Below are 735 nucleotides of genomic sequence, written 5' to 3' on the forward strand. Positions count from 1 at the left end.
TCAACCGTCTCAACTGGATGCAGAAAGCCTACGGCCTGACAGCGGACGATGCCGTCTTGCAAAAAACCCCGTTCAGCTTCGATGTCTCGGTCTGGGAATTCTTCTGGCCGCTGCTGACCGGCGCCCGCCTGGTAATGGCCAAGCCGGAAGGCCACAAGGACCCGGGCTATCTCAGCGAGATCATCCGGCAGAACCAGATCACCACGCTGCACTTCGTGCCGCCGATGCTGCAAATCTTTCTGGAGTACGGCAAAGCCGCGGACTGCACCAGTTTGCGGCGGGTGATCTGCAGCGGCGAGGCCTTGCCGGTCGCGTTGAGCAACCGTTTCCATGAACTGCTCGAGCCTACGGAACTGCACAACCTCTATGGTCCGACCGAGGCCGCCATCGACGTGACGGCCTGGGCCTGTGAGGCCAGGACAACGACGAGCAGCATCCCGATCGGCCGGCCGATCGACAACACCCAGATCTACATCCTGGACCCGCAGGGCGAACCGGTGCCCGTCGGCGTGCCCGGCGAGCTGTTCATCGGCGGCGTCCAGGTCGGCCGCGGCTATCTGAACCGGCCCGAGTTGACCGCCGAGCGCTTTATCCAGGATCCGTTCAGCCGCGATCCCGAAGCCCGGCTGTACAAGACCGGCGATCTGGCCCGCTGGCTGGAAGACGGCCGCATCGAGTATCTGGGCCGCAACGACTTCCAGGTCAAGATCCGCGGCTTCCGCATCGAGCTGGGCG

General features: G+C 63.9%; 1 protein-coding gene. It reads left to right on the forward strand.

Going from position 1 to position 735, the window contains the following annotated elements; genetic code table 11:
* The coding region (locus IT781_RS22960; RefSeq protein WP_194972308.1) for an AMP-binding protein at nt 1-735 on the forward strand (735 nt) is incomplete at both ends.

It is taken from the genome of Methylobacter sp. BlB1, from assembly GCF_015476545.1.
Taxonomy (GTDB): domain Bacteria; phylum Pseudomonadota; class Gammaproteobacteria; order Methylococcales; family Methylomonadaceae; genus Methylobacter.